The 15,163-nt window shown below is 69.0% G+C and carries 15 protein-coding genes; 3 read left to right on the forward strand and 12 right to left on the reverse strand.

Going from position 1 to position 15,163, the window contains the following annotated elements:
- Positions 1-60 precede the first annotated feature (60 nt).
- From NHL60_RS16920 to radC, 12 genes are all read right to left on the reverse strand, one after another.
- Positions 61-1,737, reverse strand: a complete 1,677-nt coding sequence (locus NHL60_RS16920) for an NAD-dependent malic enzyme (RefSeq protein WP_253446140.1) — start codon at positions 1,735-1,737, stop codon at positions 61-63.
- 144 nt (positions 1,738-1,881) lie between these two features.
- Positions 1,882-3,090, reverse strand: coding sequence for a YeeE/YedE family protein (locus tag NHL60_RS16925; RefSeq protein WP_253446143.1), 1,209 nt, complete (start codon positions 3,088-3,090; stop codon positions 1,882-1,884).
- A gap of 368 nt (positions 3,091-3,458) precedes the next feature.
- Positions 3,459-4,814, reverse strand: a complete 1,356-nt coding sequence (locus tag NHL60_RS16930; RefSeq protein ID WP_253443240.1) for an IS1182 family transposase — start codon at positions 4,812-4,814, stop codon at positions 3,459-3,461.
- Between the two features lie 69 nt (positions 4,815-4,883).
- Positions 4,884-5,909 (reverse strand): tryptophan--tRNA ligase, encoded by a 1,026-nt coding sequence (locus NHL60_RS16935; RefSeq protein WP_253446146.1) that lies wholly within the window; start codon positions 5,907-5,909, stop codon positions 4,884-4,886.
- A 56-nt stretch (positions 5,910-5,965) separates the two neighbouring features.
- Positions 5,966-7,087 (reverse strand): alanine dehydrogenase, encoded by a 1,122-nt coding sequence (gene ald, locus NHL60_RS16940; RefSeq protein ID WP_253446149.1) that lies wholly within the window; start codon positions 7,085-7,087, stop codon positions 5,966-5,968.
- Between the two features lie 69 nt (positions 7,088-7,156).
- Entirely contained in the window at positions 7,157-7,591 is a 435-nt protein-coding gene (locus tag NHL60_RS16945; RefSeq protein ID WP_253446152.1) for a thioesterase family protein, read from the reverse strand.
- 32 nt (positions 7,592-7,623) lie between these two features.
- A complete protein-coding gene (locus tag NHL60_RS16950) occupies positions 7,624-7,941 on the reverse strand; it encodes a DUF2007 domain-containing protein (RefSeq protein WP_253446154.1) in 318 nt (105 codons plus the stop codon).
- 2 nt (positions 7,942-7,943) lie between these two features.
- The gene (locus tag NHL60_RS16955; RefSeq protein ID WP_253446157.1) at positions 7,944-9,137 is read right to left on the reverse strand and encodes a class I SAM-dependent rRNA methyltransferase; all 1,194 of its coding nucleotides are present in this window, start codon (positions 9,135-9,137) and stop codon (positions 7,944-7,946) included.
- 16 nt (positions 9,138-9,153) lie between these two features.
- On the reverse strand, positions 9,154-9,999 hold the full coding sequence (gene mutM / locus NHL60_RS16960) for a bifunctional DNA-formamidopyrimidine glycosylase/DNA-(apurinic or apyrimidinic site) lyase (protein WP_253446160.1): 846 nt from the start codon (positions 9,997-9,999) through the stop codon (positions 9,154-9,156).
- A gap of 129 nt (positions 10,000-10,128) precedes the next feature.
- On the reverse strand, positions 10,129-10,284 hold the full coding sequence (gene rpmG, locus NHL60_RS16965; RefSeq protein WP_086509014.1) for a 50S ribosomal protein L33: 156 nt from the start codon (positions 10,282-10,284) through the stop codon (positions 10,129-10,131).
- Positions 10,285-10,311: 27 nt separating this feature from the next.
- Entirely contained in the window at positions 10,312-10,548 is a 237-nt protein-coding gene (rpmB, locus tag NHL60_RS16970; protein WP_253446163.1) for a 50S ribosomal protein L28, read from the reverse strand.
- Between the two features lie 555 nt (positions 10,549-11,103).
- On the reverse strand, positions 11,104-11,778 hold the full coding sequence (radC, locus tag NHL60_RS16975) for a DNA repair protein RadC (RefSeq protein WP_253446166.1): 675 nt from the start codon (positions 11,776-11,778) through the stop codon (positions 11,104-11,106).
- 132 nt (positions 11,779-11,910) lie between these two features.
- Between radC and coaBC the strand changes: the two genes are divergently transcribed.
- From coaBC to NHL60_RS16990, 3 genes are all read left to right on the forward strand, one after another.
- Entirely contained in the window at positions 11,911-13,161 is a 1,251-nt protein-coding gene (gene coaBC / locus NHL60_RS16980) for a bifunctional phosphopantothenoylcysteine decarboxylase/phosphopantothenate--cysteine ligase CoaBC (RefSeq protein WP_253446169.1), read from the forward strand.
- A gap of 93 nt (positions 13,162-13,254) precedes the next feature.
- Positions 13,255-13,722 carry a dUTP diphosphatase gene (gene dut / locus NHL60_RS16985; protein WP_253446172.1) on the forward strand — a complete coding sequence of 156 codons (468 nt, stop codon included), beginning with the start codon at positions 13,255-13,257 and terminating at the stop codon, positions 13,720-13,722.
- A 37-nt stretch (positions 13,723-13,759) separates the two neighbouring features.
- Positions 13,760-15,154, forward strand: coding sequence for a phosphomannomutase/phosphoglucomutase (locus NHL60_RS16990; RefSeq protein WP_253446175.1), 1,395 nt, complete (start codon positions 13,760-13,762; stop codon positions 15,152-15,154).
- Positions 15,155-15,163: the final 9 nt, after the last annotated feature.

Consider the following 15,163-nt stretch of genomic DNA (forward strand, 5'->3'; position numbering starts at 1 on the left):
AAGGCGAAAGGCCCTGCCGGGATACCCGGCAGGGCCTTTTTCAATTCAGTGGATAGTGCGTCAGAAGGAGCGGCGACGGTAGGCACGATACGCCGGCGTCCAGCAGTTGCGCTCGATGGAGGCACGCAGCTTGAGGCCGTCGGTCTTCAGCGCCACGCCCTCCCCCTGGGCCTGGGCGGCCACATCGAAGGCGATCGCCTTGGAGAGCTCACGTATCCGGGTCAGCGGCGGCAGCAGCGCCCCCTCCCCCTCCTTGACGATGGGCGCCTCCCGGGCCAGCGCCCGGGAGGCCGCCATCAGCATGTCGTCGGTGACCCGCCGCGCCTCGGCCGCCACCACCCCCAGGCCGATGCCGGGGAAGATATAGGCGTTGTTGCACTGGGCGATGGGGTAGCTGCGCCCCCCATGCTCCACCGGCGGGAAGGGGCTGCCGGTGGCCACCAGGGCCGCACCGTCGGTCCAGCGGATCACGTCCTCGGGCAGCGCCTCCGCCTGGGAGGTGGGGTTGGAGAGCGGCATGATCACCGGCGTTTCGCAGCCCGCATGCATGGTGCGCACCACCTCCTCGGTGAGGATGCCCGGCCGCCCGCAGACCCCGATCAGCACCGTGGGCTGAATCCGGCGAATCGTCTCCACCAGGTCCTGGCCCTGCCAGCCCTCGGTAAGGGCCGGGTCGTGGGCCAGACGCGCCTGGAAGTCCCGCAGCCAGGTCTGGCCCGAGGTCACCAGCCCCTCCCGGTCCACCATGAAGATCCGCGCCCGGGCCTCCTTCTCGGTGAGCCCCTCGGCCTGCATGGCCACCACCACCTGCTCGGCGATGCCGCAGCCGGCGGAGCCCGCCCCCACGAAGACCACCCGCTGCTGGCCGATGCCCTCCTCGCGGGCCTGGCAGGCCGCCATCAGGGTGCCCACCACCACCGCCGCCGTGCCCTGGACGTCGTCGTTGAAGCAGCAGAGTTCGTTACGATAGCGCTCGAGCAGCGGCACGGCGTTGGCCTGGGCGAAGTCCTCGAACTGCAGCAGCACCTCGGGCCAGCGGCGCTTCACCGCCGTGATGAAGGTGTCGATGAACTCATCGTACTCCTCCTGGGAGATACGCGGATGGCGCCACCCCATGTACATGGGGTCATCCAGCAGCGCCTGATTGTTGGTGCCCACGTCGAGCATGATCGGCAGCGTATAGGCGGGGCTGATGCCGCCGCAGGCGGTGTAGAGCGCCAGCTTGCCGATGGGGATGCCCATGCCGCCGATGCCCTGGTCGCCCAGGCCCAGGATGCGCTCGCCGTCGGTGACCACGATCACCTTCACCTGCCCCTTGGTGGCGCTGCGCAGGATGTCGTCCATGCGGTGGCGATCCGGATAGGCGATAAAGAGGCCGCGGTGGTTGCGGTAGATATTGGAGAACTCCTGGCACGCCTTGCCCACGGTGGGCGTGTAGATGATCGGCAGCATCTCCTCCAGGTGCTCGGAGACCATGCGGAAGTAGAGGGTCTCGTTGTCATCCTGGATGGCGCGCAGGTAGATGTGCTTGTCCAGGTCGGTCTGGCACTGCTGGTACTGGCGGTAGGCCCGCTCGAGCTGCTCCTCGATGGACTCCACGCACTGGGGCAGCAGCCCGATCAGGTTGAACTCGATGCGCTCCTCCTGGGTGAAGGCGCTGCCCTTGTTGAGCAGCGGCATCTCCAGCAGCGGAGGGCCGGCATAGGGAATATAGAGAGGGCGCTTGTCGGTGGTCATCTCTGCTCTCGGTTGCGGTAACTGGAACGGGCCGTTGGCGCTCTGACGGCGCCTCGTCAGCACTCTACCATGCCCGAAACGACCGCGCCCCGGCCGAGGCCGGGGCGCAGTTCACGGGGCGTGTCCGCCAGGCGCGGGGCGGGCTCAGCAGCCCTTGGCCACCGGCTGGCGGCCCGCCTCGCCCTCGAAGAAGAGGGGCCGCAGGCGCACACCGAGCATGTTGCCGGCGAAGGCGGCGATGAGCCACACCCAGCCGTGCAGGCTGCCGGAGGCGATGCCCCCGAAGTAGGCGCCGATATTGCAGCCGAAGGCCAGGCGGGCGCCGTAGCCGAGCATGATGCCGCCGATCACCGCCGCCAGCACCGACTTGGCCGGGATGCGGAAGTTGGGAGCGAAGCGCCCGGCCAGGGAGGCCGCCACCAGGGCGCCGACCATGATGCCGACGTTCATCACCGTGGTGATATCGCTCCACACGCTGGCCTGCAGGGCCGCGGCGTTGCCCGGCGCCTGCCAGTAGCCCCAGCCGGTCACGTCGCCGCCCAGGAATTCGAAGCCCTTGGCGCCCCACAGGGCGAAGGCGCCAGTGACGCCCCAGGGGCGGCCGGCCAGGGCCAGGATGGCGTAGTTGAGCAGGGCCAGGGCCACGGCGCCGAACAGCAGCGGCCAGGGGCCGGTGAGCCAGCGGCGGTTGCCGGCGTCGATGCGGGGCGTCTGCTCCAGCTGGCCATGGCGGCGCTTCTCCATCACCAGGGTGAAGGCGGCGATGGCGGCGAAGAGCGCCAGGCTCACCGCGATGCCGCCACCCACGCCGGCGGTCTGCACCAGGGAGACCGGCTGCAGGGCGGGCAGGCTCTGCCACCAGGCGAAGTGGGCGGTGCCGATCACCGAGCCCACCACGAAGAACAGCAGGGTGATCAGCATGCGGGCGTTGCCGCCGCCGGCGGTGAAGAGGGTGCCGGAGGCGCAGCCGCCGCCCAGCTGCATGCCGATGCCGAACAGGAAGGCGCCGAAGATCACCGAGACACCTACAGGGGCCACATAGCCGCTCACCTCGGTGCCGAACAGGGTGCCGGCCCCCAGGGCGGGGAAGAAGAGCAGCACGGCGATGGCCAGCATCACCATCTGGGCGCGCAGGCCGCGGCCGCGGCGCTCGGTGATAAAGACCCGCCAGGCGGCGGTGAAGCCGAAGGCGGCATGGTAGAGCACCATGCCCAGCAGGCCGCCGATCACCATCAGGGCGCCGATACGGGCGCCGAAGGCGGCCCCCACGGCCAGGGCCCCCAGCAGCAGGGCGCCGGTGGCCACCGCGGGCACGGAAAGTCGGGAGCGTCGGGTCAGGGCGAGTTCACTCATGGCAGGCTCTCTCGAAGTCGGTCAGGGGGCTCTGGGGCCCCATAGAGCGAGCATGCTAATCATCTAAGCAAAGAACATAAAGAAATTTAAAAGAAAATATTAATAACTTTATAGAATATAAAAGAAACCTGATCCACCCGCCATCGCCTCGACACGAAGAAGGGGCCGAAAGGCCCCTTCCGGTCTCGCCGCGGGCATCGCCCTAGCAGTCTGTCGGACTTGAGGTTAATGGATGAGCTGAGGCGTGGGTTCTTCACCAACCCCCTGTGTTGGTGTTGGTGTGTGGCTCTTAACCTGCCCCTCAGCTTCTGCAAGGCGGTTCTGACGCCTTGCCTGCTGGCCGGTTGGGCGCGGCGAGCCCTCGGCCCTCAGCCCGCCGTCAACCGGTGCATCCGCTTGATATTCCACGCCATGGTGGCCAATCGCCACTCACCACTGACGTTCTCCAGGCCGCGCAGCGAGAACTGCCGGAACCCCATCACGTGCTTGATGATCCCGAAGACGGGTTCCACGGTATGTTTGCGCAATGCGTAGAGCGCTCGGCCCGCCTGCGTCTTCAAGCGGTGTGCCATTTGCTCGACGGGATCCTCGCTCGCCGGGGCAGGAGGATCAGCGGCGAAGCGCTCGAAGACCGGGAGGTGGTGGACGTCGCGCTGCATCGCCAACAGCGGTTCGATGCCATGGGCATGGCAGGCCTGGACATTGGCGCCACTGAAGTAGCCGGTATCGGCCAGCAGGTGGTCAGGTTTTTCCAGCGTTTCCGGGTAACCTTGCCAGGCCGTCAGTAGCGGCATGACTTGCTGCTTGTCATTGGTCGCCTGGGTGACGTGGACATGGGTCACCAACAGGCTGTCGGTATCAACCGCGGCTTGGGCGTTGTAGCACTGATCAAACCCCTTGCCGGTGACCGGCATGATGCGCGACTGCGGGTCGGTGAAATTGATCTGATCCTTGTCACGCGGGCCACCAGTGGGCGGTTCGGGGTCACGCCCACGGGGCTTCTTGCCGGCCTTGCGCTGCGCCTCCCGCCGCGCCACCTTTTCCTGATAGGCGGCTTGCTCGGTGGCGTCCCGCTCCTCGGCGCGCGCCTCGATCTTGGCCTTCGCCTCGGCGATGGCCGCCAGGCGGGCTTCACGGCGGGCAATCTCGGCGGGGATGTCCATGCCGTCGGCCGCGTCCTCCTTGTCCGCCGACTCGGCCCGCTCGGTCAGCGCTTTCACCTCTGCCCTGAACTGTGCCTCCAGCTTCTTGGCATGGCCATACGACAACGCCTTGTGCTTGCTGGCGTTGGCCTTGAGCTTGGTGCCGTCCAGGGCGATGGTGCCAAGCTTGAGCAGCTTCATCTCGCGGGCCAGCAGCAGCACCTGTACGAACAACTGTTCCAGTTCCGGCAGAAAGCGGCGGCGAAAGGTGGCCAGCGTGTCATGGTCGGGATGGGTATTGGCGGCCAGGTAGCGGAACGCCACCGAGTCATAGGTGGCACGCTCGATCTTGCGGCTGGAGACCACCCCGGTGGCGTAGCCGTAGATCAGCAGGCTCAGCAGCACCGCCGGGTGATGTGCCTTGGAACCCCGCCCCATGTAACGCCGGGTCAACGTCGAGAGGTCCAGTTGTTCGACAACATCGACAACGAACCGCGCCAGGTGACCATCGGGCAACCACTCGTCTACCGAAGGCGGCAGCAGGTAATCGGTCTGGCGGTCCACAGGGATGAAGCGGCTCATGGCGATCTTCTCAGCTCGGCGATGACGGTGGTCAGTATCTCACGGTGCGACGGAAAGTCCGACAGACTGCTAGACGAAGCGGCCCAGCCCTACCGCCTGGCGCAGGCGATCCATGGTCGGCGCCGCCTCTTCCCGGGCGCGTTCGGCGCCCTTCTTCAGCACCGCCTCGATATGGCCTGGGTCCTCCAGCAGCGCCTGGTAGCGCTCCCGGGGCTCGCGCAGCTGCTCGTTGAGGGTCTCGAAGAGACGATTCTTGGCCTCGCCCCAGCCGATGCCGTTCTCGTACTCGGTGCGCATGGCGGCGGTCTCCTCCGCCGTGGCGAAGGCGGAGTAGATCTGGAAGAGGGTGCAGGTCTCGGGGTCCTTGGGCTCGCCGGGCTCCAGGGAGTTGGTCTTGATCTTGCGCACCAGCTTCAGGAGCTTCTTCTCGGGGGCGAAGAGCGGGATGGTGTTGTTGTAGCTCTTGGACATCTTGCGGCCGTCCAGGCCGTTGAGCACCGCCACGTTATCGTCGACCACCGCCTCGGGCTGGGTGAAGTAGTCGCCCTTGTAGAGATGGTTGAAGCGCCCGGCGATATCCCGGGCCATCTCGATATGCTGGATCTGGTCGCGGCCCACCGGCACCCGGTTGGCGTTGAACATCAGGATATCGGCGGCCATCAGCACCGGGTAGCCGAACAGGCCCATGGTGATGCCCTTGTCGGGGTCCTGGTTGCCGGCGGCCTCGTTCTCCGCTACCGCCGCCTTGTAGGCGTGGGCGCGGTTCATCAGCCCCTTGGCGCAGACGCAGGAGAGCATCCAGGTCAGCTCCGGGATCTCGGGGATATCGGACTGCTGGTAGAAGATGGCGTTGTCGGTATCCAGCCCCAGCGCCAGCCAGGTGGCGGCGATCTCCAGGCGCGACTCCTGGACGCGCCCGGGCTCCTGGCACTTGATCAGCGCATGTAGGTCGGCGAGGAAGTAGTAGGACTGCACGGTCGGGTCCTGGCTCGCCTCGATGGCGGGCTTGATGGCGCCGACGTAATTGCCCAGGTGGGGAGTACCGGTGGTGGTGATGCCGGTGAGAACGCGGGTCTTCTCGGAAGCTGCACTCATGAGGAAAACGGACTCTGCTGTTCGTAAATGGCGGCTATGGTAACGCGCGCTCCCCATCAAGGCGACCGGAGCAGCGCCTGGGGCTCGGCCGCCTCGAGGCCGAAGGCCTCGGCCACCGCCCGATAGGCGACCTGGCCTGCATGCACGTTGAGGCCGGCCAGGAAGTGGGGGTCGTCGGCCAGGGCCTGCCGCCAGCCCTTGTCGGCCAGGGCGATCACGAACGGCAGGGTGGCGTTGGTGAGCGCCTGGGTGGAGGTGCGGGCCACGGCGCCGGGCATGTTGGCCACACCATAGTGGACGATGCCGTCGACCACATAGGTAGGGTCGGCGTGGGTGGTGGGACGGCTGGTCTCGAAACAGCCCCCCTGGTCGATGGCCACATCGAGCAGCACGCTGCCGGGCCTCATCTCCGCCAGCATCGCCCGGGTCACCAGCCGGGGAGCGGCGGCCCCGGGCACCAGCACCGCGCCGATCACCAGGTCGGACTCGCGCACCGTCGCCTCGATGGCATCGGCGGTGGCGAAGAGCGTCCGCATGCGCCCCTGATAGCGGTCATCCAGGACCTCCAGGCGCGGTATCGACTTGTCGAGCACCGTCACCTCGGCGCCCAGGCCCAGCGCCATGCGCGCGGCGTTCTCCCCTACCACGCCGCCGCCGATCACCGCGACCCGGGCCGGCGGCACCCCGGGCACCCCGGGCAGCAGCACGCCGGAACCGCCCTGGGCCTTCTCCAGGCCGTGAGCGCCGGCCTGGATCGCCATGCGCCCGGCCACGGTGCTCATGGGCGCCAGCAGCGGCAGGCCGCCCTGGCGGTCGGTGACGGTCTCGTAGGCAATAGCGGTGGCACCGCTTGCCATCAACCCCCGGGTCAGGGCCTCGTCGGCGGCCAGGTGCAGGTAGGTGAAGAGCGTCTGGCCGGAGCCCAGGCGCACAAGCTCCTCGGGCTGGGGCTCCTTGACCTTGAGGATCAGCTCGGCACTCTCCCACACCGCCGCTGCATCGGCCACGACCCGGGCACCGGCCGCCTCATAGGCGGCATCGTCGAAGCCTGCCCCCTCGCCGGCCCCGGCCTGCACCGTGACCGAATGGCCACGACCAACCAGCTCCCGCGCCCCGGCGGGGGTCAAGGCGACGCGGTACTCGTGGGTCTTGATCTCACGGGGAACGGCGATCTGCATGGTGGCTCCTTTGCCTGGCGTGTCCTGGCCCTCCATTACACCACAGCCCGACTCGCCCTGTCGGCACGCTCACTCCACCACGGCGGCCTCGCCGTAGATTCGCCGGTACTCCTCGGGCAGGCGCCGCGGGCGACCGCTGGAGAGCTCGATGCAGGCGAAGCGGGTGCGGGCCTTGAGCAGGGTGCGGCCATCGGCGGGGCGGACCAGCTGGAAGCGGCGGGTCAGGGTCAGGCGGCTGTCGTCGGCGATGATCCAGGTGGCCAGGGCCAGGCGGTCCCCTTCGAAGGCCGGGGCCAGGTAGTCCAGCTCGTGGCGATGCACCGCCATGCCGCGATCCAGCTCCCGGTAGCGCTCGAGGGTCAGCCCCAGGGCGTCGGAGTGGGCCCAGCTCACCCGCTCGATCCAGCGCAGGTACTCGGCGTTGTTGGCATGGTCGTACTCGTCGATGGCCGAGGGCTCGACGACGAGCTCGATCACGAAGGGGTCGGGCAGGTCCCACGCCATGGCAGGCTCCTTTCGCATCAGGGGCTCGGCGCTCAGGGGCGGTGCGCCCCGCAGCTCCAGCAGGTGTCGAAGACGCCCTCCAGCGACTCGCCGCAGCCGGGACAGCGCCAGGCCGGCGCTTCGCTCTCCCCGGACAGGGCATCGCGAATCAGCGCCTCGGCCCGCTCGCGGTTGTGGGGTTTCACCCACACCTCGGGCTCGCACTCCCCCAGGGGCAGCTCGCCGGCGCCGCCGCCCAGGGTCATGTTGCGCAGCTCGCCCGGAATGCCCGCGGCCTCCAGCAGGTTGCGCACATGGCTGACCAGCAGCGCGTTGGAGTGGGCGAAGACGCGCACCGAGTCGCCGACCATGATCAGTCCCGGAAGACCCGCACGCCCAGGGCCTTGAGATAGCTGGTCTCCGGAATCGCCGGATGCACCGGGTGATCCGGTCCCTGGTGGCCCTGGAAGAGGATCTGACCGTGGCGATCCTGGTGGCGCACCGCGCCGCGCACCGCGTCCACCAGCCGCTCCGGCGCCAGGTGCATGGAGCACGACGCCGACAGCAGCAGGCCGTCGCGGCCCAGCAGGCGCATCGCCTCGCGGTTGAGCTTGCCGTAGGCCCGCTCGCCGTTGGGGATGTCCTTGCGCTTCTTGATGAAGGCGGGCGGGTCGAGGATCACCACGTCGAACTCTTCGCCGTCGGCCTTGAGCGCCGCCAGCGCCTCGAAGGCATCGCCCTCGCCCACCGCCACCCGCTCGTGAAGGCCGTTCAGTGCGGCGTTCTCGGCCACCCGCTCGAGGGCCGCCGCGGAGGAATCCACGCAGAGCACCTCGCTGGCGCCGTGGGCGGCGGCCTGCACGCCCCAGCCGCCCACGTAGCTGAACAGGTCCAGCACCCGCTTGCCGGCCACGTGCTGGTTGAGCCAGGCGCGGTTGATGCGGTGGTCGTAGAACCAGCCGGTCTTCTGGCCGTCGAGCACCGGGGCGGCGAAGCGCACGCCGTTCTCCTCCAGCAGCACCGGGTCTGCCACCTCGCCCTTGACCACCTCGACGTAGCGCTCGAGGCCCTCCTGGCGGCGGCCGCTGGTGTCGTTGCGCAGCACCACCGTGGTCGGCGAGAGCACCTTGTCCAGGGCGTCGAGCAGCTCGGGCAGCACCGCCTGCATGCCGGCGGTATTGAGCTGCACCACCAGGGTGTCGGCGAAGCGGTCGATCACCAGGCCCGGCAGCAGGTCGCCCTCGCCGTGCACCAGGCGGTAGTAGGGGGCGGCGAAGAGGCGCTGGCGCAGGGCCAGGGCCTGGTTGAGCCGGTGCACCAGCAGCGAGCGGTCGAGCCCCTGCTTGGGCTCCCGGGAGACCAGCCGCGCGCAGATCAGCGAGTTGGGGTTGACGTAGGCCACCCCCAGCGCCTTGCCGTTGGCGGCCTCCACCACCACCTGCTGGCCAGGCTCGAGGCCCTTGAGCGGGGTGGCGCCGGTGTCGATCTCGTTGGAGTAGAGCCACAGGTGGCCGGCCTTGAGGCGACGGTCGGCGTGCTTCTTCAGGCGCAGGGAGGACAGGGTCATGGAAATCTCTCGCAAATCAGATCTGGCAGTGGGGGCAGTAGACGCTGGCCCGCTGCCCGAGGGTGACGAGGCGCAGCTCGGCGCCGCACTGCCGGCAGGGCTCGCCGTGACGGCCGTAGACGTTGAGGCGCTGCTTGAAGTAGCCCGGCTCGCCGGTACCGCTGACGAAGTCGCGCAGGGTGGTGCCGCCCTGGGTGATGGCCGCGGCCAGCACTTCCCGGGCGGCGGCGGCCAGGCGGTCATAGCGCTCGCGGCTGATGCGCCCGGCGGCGCGGCGCGGGTCGATGCCGGCCATGAAGAGCGCCTCGCTGGCGTAGATGTTGCCCACCCCCACCACCACGGCGTTATCCATCAGGAAGGGCTTTACCGCCACCCGGCGACCGCGGGAGAGCGCGAACAGGCGCTCGCCGTCGAAGGCGTCCGACAGGGGCTCCGGGCCAAGGCGCGCCAGGCGCGGGTCCTGCTCGGGGCTGCCGGCCAGCCAGTCGACAAAGCCGAAGCGGCGCGGGTCGTGGTAGCGCAGGATGGCGCCACCCTCGAGCACCAGGTCGATGTGGTCGTGCTTCTTCGGCAGCTCGCCGAGGCGGGCGATACGCAGGCTGCCGGACATGCCCAGGTGCCAGAGCAGGGTGCCGCCGGCCAGATGACCACCAGCTGAGTCGCCGCCGGCGAGCGGCACCAGCAGGTACTTGGCGCGGCGGGCGAGCTCGCCGATACGCGCGCCCACCAGGCGCTCCACCAGGTCTCCCGGCACCGGCACGCGCAGGCGCGGCTGGCGCACGATCACTTCACTGATCTCGCGCCCCTCCAGGTGGGGGGCAATACCGCGGCGGGTCGTCTCGACTTCGGGCAGCTCGGGCATGGCGGCGCTCGTTGGGCGGGGCTGTTGCGAAGGGCTCTGGCGGAGGCGGTCTACAAACGCCTGAACCCGGCTGACCAGGCAGCCGGGTTCAGAAGGACAGGTAGAACACCTGCGGAAGACGACCAAGACTTACTTGATCTTGGCTTCCTTGTACATCACGTGCTTGCGGACGACCGGGTCAAACTTCTTGAACTCGAGCTTGTCCGGGGTGTTCCGCTTGTTCTTGTCGGTGGTGTAGAAGTGGCCGGTACCGGCACTGGACACCAGCTTGATCTTGTCACGCATGACTGCTGCTCCCTGAATGGATATCGCTTAGACGGCGTCGCCGCGCTTGCGGAGGTCGCTGAGCACCGCTTCGATGCCCTTCTTGTCGATGATGCGCATGCCCTTGGAGGAGACGCGCAGCTTGACGAAGCGATTCTCGGACTCGACCCAGAAACGATGGGTGTGCAGGTTCGGCAGGAACCGACGGCGGGTCTTGCGCTGGGAGTGTGAAACGTTGTTACCAGTCACCGGGCGCTTGCCGGTAACCTGACATACTTTTGACATTGGAGCCTCCAACCGCTGGCCAGGTGTTCGATGGCCGCAGCGATCGAACCCTGAGTGTTCAAAACCTGTCGGGCAAACCGGGAGATCCCGTGAAATTTGACCCAAGGGAATTCAAAGGCTGCACTTTATACCAGAGACCGCCTCGCCGGGCAAGCGTGAAGCGGAGATCCAGCAGGACCCAACAGGGGGCGTAGTATGGCGCCGCAACAGGGGCGTGGCGCATGGGGCTTGGCGCACAGCGTCAGCCGGTGGCGGAGAGCATGCTTGCGACCCTGATTCCCGGGAGTCAGATCGACGTCAAACCCAGGAGCCGAGCGCAGCCGGGCACGCATTCTACCAAAGCGCCCAATAAAGCACCATAGTCCCCGACTGAAATCCGGGGCTATCGCAGCTGCTCCGAGGGGGAAAGCGAAAGGCGCCGGGGATAGGTCCGAGAGGGGGTCCGAGGACCAGGGACGGCCGAGGTAGCCTACAAGGAAGTACTCGTAGCGCCCCCTCGAGGGCCTGTCGCCGGAGAAGCCTTGAGCCGGGCTGCCATCTTCGATAGCTCCGGGCTTACAGCCACCCCCGCTCGGCGAAGGAGACCACCTCGCCATCCCCCACCACGAAGTGATCCAGCACCCGGATCTCGAAGAGCCCCAGCGCCTCGCGCAGCCGATCGGTGATGCGCCGGTCGGCGTCCGAGGGCTCGGCCACCCCGGAGGGGTGGTTATGGGCGAAGATGATCGCCCCGGCCCCCAGCTCCAGGGCACGGCGGGCCACCTCCCGGGGGTAGACCGAGGCGCTGTCCAGGGTGCCCCGAAACAGCGACTCGTAGCGGATCACCCGATGCTGGCTGTCGAGGAAGAGGGCGGCGAACTCCTCGTGGCCCAGGTGGCGCAGCTGGGCGGCCAGGTAGCGGCGCACCAGGGTCGGCGAGGTGAGCGCCTCGCCCCGGGCCAGCTGGCTCGCCAGGTGGCGCCGGGAGAGCTCCAGAGTCGCCTGGAGCTGAACGTACTTGGCGCTGCCCATGCCCCGGGCGGCGCAGAAGCGCTCGCGGTCGGCCTCCAGCAGCTGGCGCAGCCCGCCGAACTCCAGCAGCAGGTCCCGGGCGAGATCCACCGCCGAGCGCCCCTGAACCCCCACCCGCAGGAAGATCGCCAGCAGCTCCGCATCCGACAGCACCTCCGGCCCCAGCGCCAGCAGCTTCTCCCGGGGGCGCTCCCCCTCCGGCCAGTCCCTGATCGACATCTTCGGCTCCCTGCTCCGCCACCCGTCTGTTGACCAGTGTAGCCGCTGGCGGCTCGCAGGGTGCCTGCGCTACGCAAGGCTGGACGCCAGTGGTAAGGTAGGCGGCTGACAATCGCGCTCCGGACAACGCCCATGTCATCGCTTCCCGCCTCGTCACGCCCCGGCCACAAGGTGCTGCTCGGCATCAGCGCCGGCATCGCCGCCTACAAGAGCGCCATGCTCGCCCGCCTGCTCAAGCAGGCCGGCTGCGAGGTGCGCGTGGTGATGACCGAGGGTGCTCAGGCCTTTATTACCCCGCTCACCCTGCAGGCGCTGACCGGCGAGCCGGTACGCACCTCCCTGCTCGACCCCGAGGCCGAGGCCGGCATGGGGCATATCGAGCTCGCCCGCTGGGCCGATACCATCCTGATCGCCCCGGCCACCGCCGACCTGATGGCGCGGCTGGCCGCCGGCATGGCCGACGACCTGCTCACCACCCTCTGCCTGGCCAGCCAGTCGAGGAAGGTGATGGCGCCGGCCATGAACCAGGCCATGTGGTCCCACCCGGCGACGCAGCGCAACGCGGCCCGCCTCGCCGAGGATGGCTGGCGCCTTTTGGGGCCTGCGAGCGGCGACCAGGCCTGCGGCGACGTGGGCCCGGGCCGCATGCTGGAGCCCGAGGCGATCCTCGAGGCCCTGCTGGCGCTCTTCCAGGCGCCCGAAGCCGCGGGCCTGGCCGTGACCATTACCGCCGGCCCGACCCGGGAGCCCCTGGACCCGGTGCGCTACCTCTCCAACCACAGCTCCGGCAAGATGGGCTACGCCCTGGCCGAGGCCGCCGCCGAACTGGGCGCCCGGGTCACCCTGATCAGCGGCCCGGTCAGCCTGCCCTGCCCGGCGGGGGTCGAGCGCCTCGAGGTGGAGACGGCCGTGGAGATGCACGAGGCGGCCCAGCGCCTGGCGCCCGAAAGCGACCTCTTTATCGGCTGCGCCGCCGTGGCCGATTACCGCGCCGAGAGCGCCGCCGAGCACAAGATCAAGAAGGTGGAGGGCGAGGAGGAGCTCGTGCTGCGCCTGGTGAAGAACCCCGACATCATCGCCGCCGTGGCCGCCCTGCCGACGGAGCACCGCCCCCTGGTGGTGGGCTTTGCCGCCGAGACCCGAGACCTCGCCACCTACGCCAGGGACAAGCTGGCTCGCAAGGGGCTCGACATGATCGTCGCCAACGACGTCTCCCGGGAGGGGCTCGGCTTCGGCAGCGACCACAACGCCGCCCTGCTGCTGTGGCGCAGCGGCGACGGCGGGGTCGATCAGGAGAGCCTCGACCCCCAGCCCAAGCGCGAGATGGCCGGCGCCGTGATCCGCCGGGCGCTGGCCTGCCTGGCCCGGCCGCCGAGCCGCTGAAGGCCCAGAGCGACGCAGGCGGCCCCGCGGGCCGGCCTGCGTCAGCCCCGACTCATCCAGCCCCTCTCTCAGGCATACCCAGCAGGAAGACCGATGCCCCGACCCGACACCAAGCCGCGCCTGGCCGTGAAGCTCCTCGACGAGCGCCTGCGCGACCACCTGCCCCGCTACGCCACCGACGGCTCCGCCGGCATGGACCTGCGCGCCCTGCTCGACGCCCCCCTCACCCTGGCCCCCGGCCAGTGCGAGCTGGTGCGCACCGGGCTCGCCATCCATATCGCCGACCCCGGCCTCGCCGGCATGATCCTGCCCCGCTCGGGGCTGGGCCACAAGCACGGCATCGTGCTCGGCAACCTGGTCGGCCTGATCGACTCCGACTACCAGGGCGAGCTGATGATCTCGGTGTGGAACCGCGGCCAGCGCGACTTCACCCTCGAGCCCTTCGAACGCCTCGCCCAGTACGTGCTGGTCCCGGTGATGCAGGCCGAGCTCGAGGTGGTCGACGACTTCGACACCAGCCTCCGCGGCGCCGGCGGCTTCGGCAGCTCCGGCCGCCACTGACGCCTCTGACGCTACAAGGACAAGGAAAGGACACCCCATGACAGCCGAACGCCAGACCGTTCCCGCCTCCATCTTCCGCGCCTACGATATCCGCGGCATCGTCGACGACACCCTCACCGAAGCGAGCGTCGAGGCGATCGGCCGCGCCATCGGCAGCGAGGCCGCCGCCCGAGGCGAGTCTACCGTGGTGGTGGCCCGGGACGGCCGCCTCTCGGGCCCCCGCCTCAAGGATGCCCTGGTGCGCGGCCTGACCGCCGCCGGCCGCGACGTCATCGACGTCGGCATGGTGCCCACGCCGGTGCTCTACTTCGCCACCCACGCCCTGGACGGCACCGCCTCCGGCGTCATGGTGACCGGCAGCCACAACCCGCCGGACTACAACGGCTTCAAGATCGTGCTCGGCGGCGAGACCCTCTCCGGCGAGGCGATCACCGCCCTGCACACCCGCATCACCACGGGCGACCTGGCCGAGGGCGCCGGCAGCGTGCGCGAGGTGGACGTGCGCAGCGCCTACCTGGCGCGGATACTGGCCGACGTGCGCCTGGCCCGTCCCCTCAAGGCGGTGGTGGACTGCGGCAACGGCGTGGCCGGCGAGCTGGGCCCGCAGCTGATCGAGAAGCTCGGCGTCGAGACGCTCCCGCTCTTCGCCGAGATCGACGGCACCTTCCCCAACCACCACCCGGACCCGGGCAAGCCGGAGAACCTCCAGGACCTGATCCGGGTGGTGCAGGAGAGCGGCGCCGATATCGGCCTGGCCTTCGACGGCGACGGCGACCGCCTGGGGGTGATCACCCCCGCCGGCCGGATGATCTACCCCGACCACCTGATGATGGCCTTCGCCGAGGACATGCTCGAGCGCAACCCGGGCGCCAAGGTGATCTTCGACGTCAAGTGCACCGGCAACCTGGCTCGGGTGATCGATGAGGCCGGCGGCGAGCCGGAGATGTGGCGCACCGGCCACTCCCTGATCAAGGCGCGCATGAAGGAGACCGGCGCGCAGTTGGCCGGCGAGATGAGCGGGCATATCTTCTTCAAGGAGCGCTGGTACGGCTTCGACGACGGCCTCTACGGTGCCGCCCGCCTGCTGGAGATCCTTTCCCGCCAGGAGGAGGACGCCGACGCCTTCTTCGACCGCTACCCCCAGGACCTCGGCACCCCGGAGATCAACGTCACCGTCACCGACGAGACCAAGTTCGACCTGGTGGCCCGCCTGGCCCGGGAGGGCGACTTCGGCGAGGAGGGGGTGAAGACCACCCTGGACGGCATCCGCGTCGACTACCCGGACGGCTGGGGCCTGTGCCGCGCCTCCAACACCACGCCGGTGCTGGTGCTGCGCTTCGAGGGCAAGAGCGAGGCGGCACTCGAACGCATCAAGGCGCAGTTCGCCGCCGCCCTGGCCAAGGTAGCGCCGGAGCTGGATCTGGCGCTGTAGCCCCACACT

It is taken from the genome of Halomonas sp. Y3 (genome assembly GCF_024137965.1).
Lineage (GTDB): Bacteria > Pseudomonadota > Gammaproteobacteria > Pseudomonadales > Halomonadaceae > Halomonas > Halomonas mongoliensis.